Source organism: Paenibacillus sp. P4_E11, assembly GCF_056401635.1.
This window is the reverse complement of record NZ_JBFUIX010000528.1, coordinates 1-1,142: the sequence shown is the minus strand read 5'-3', so window position 1 is coordinate 1,142 and position 1,142 is coordinate 1. Positions and strand designations below refer to the sequence as shown.

Below are 1,142 nucleotides of genomic sequence, written 5' to 3'. Positions count from 1 at the left end.
TAATCATTATCTTAAGCAGCAACTGGTGAAGTGGCGCCTGAAGGCGGTGAATTTCTACTTGTTGAGCAACGACCACGTGCTCAAAGTAGAGGACATGTAATTGCTTTGAATCAGGGAGAAGGGCTTATCTTTCCAACCCAACATCGTCCAGTTCAGGGTACACGAGGATACTATCGAACAACGCTTAGACATGGTGTTGGCACCATTCACTCAGGCAATAGATATAGCTTGGGAATCATTTTCCATGACGCAAAATAGCTGAATATTCCAAATTTACAGTCTATAACTAGACCAATCTTCCTTATTAACAGGCAAAATAGGCCTTGCAAAAACTATTGATAATGGATTTAAAAATAAAATCACGCCTATACTGTACTTTTTAGCTGCCATTTTTGCCTATATTAATATTGTATTTTCTTTTTTATTCTATGTTATTGTTACCGCTATTTGGTTTATTCCGGATAAACGGATCGAATCTGCCTTGAAAAATAAATAACTGGACAGTGAAAAGATTTCACGTTTAAGAAGTAAGAGAATTCGCGTCGGAAGGGGCCGATTTCTGCTAACAACTAGGTGAATGTGAATTAAACAGGAGGTCAAAATAATGGCTAAAACAAAGATGCCCCCAATAGAGAAGATTCATGAGGCTTACAGTGCGATTGCAGATGCGAGAGTGTCACTGGAGGAAAACTCGGCCACAGTAATATCTTCAGATCATAGTAAAACATACACTGTGCAATGGAGCAATGGGGTGTATTCGTCTAATGACAGTGCAACCTACTGGCAAAGATACCCTGGTTATCCGATCATTGCGGTTATGATGTTACAAGGTAAATTATCACTTGATGAAAACATAGCGGATACTTTCAAAGGGATCAATTGGAAAAAACTTAACAAAGAGCATAGATCCAATTATGCTGATGCTGTTTCGGTCATAATGGGTGAGTTTCAACAAAAAGGTATTGATTGCAACAAGATTCAAAATGAGATTGAAAAAGTATACGAGCAACTAAGACAATTAAATATCAGTACAAAACGAAGTGCGCTTCAGCCTCCAGGTTGAAAACGTATGATTTAACCTCTAGGTTGAAGTCGTTCACAAACTTCAGCACTCGCTGCTGCCAGGCGAGTAAATCTTCACC

General features: G+C 38.9%; 1 protein-coding gene and 1 pseudogene. Both read left to right on the top strand.

Translation table 11 applies throughout. The annotated features are described in order from the left end of the window. Positions 1-42: 42 nt before the first annotated feature. Positions 43-258: pseudogene (locus tag AC1DWB_RS35755) on the top strand (2OG-Fe(II) oxygenase); the annotation flags it as partial. Between the two features lie 346 nt (positions 259-604). Beyond that, positions 605-1,063: a hypothetical protein gene (locus AC1DWB_RS35750; RefSeq protein ID WP_477545807.1), complete on the top strand. Its 459-nt coding sequence runs from the start codon at positions 605-607 to the stop codon at positions 1,061-1,063. The last annotated feature ends 79 nt before the right edge of the window (positions 1,064-1,142 follow it).

Excerpts from the sequence above, each read along its gene's own strand:
- AC1DWB_RS35750 (WP_477545807.1), top strand. The coding sequence starts at position 605 with ATGGCTAAAACAAAGATGCCCCCAATAGAGAAGATTCATGAGGCTTAC.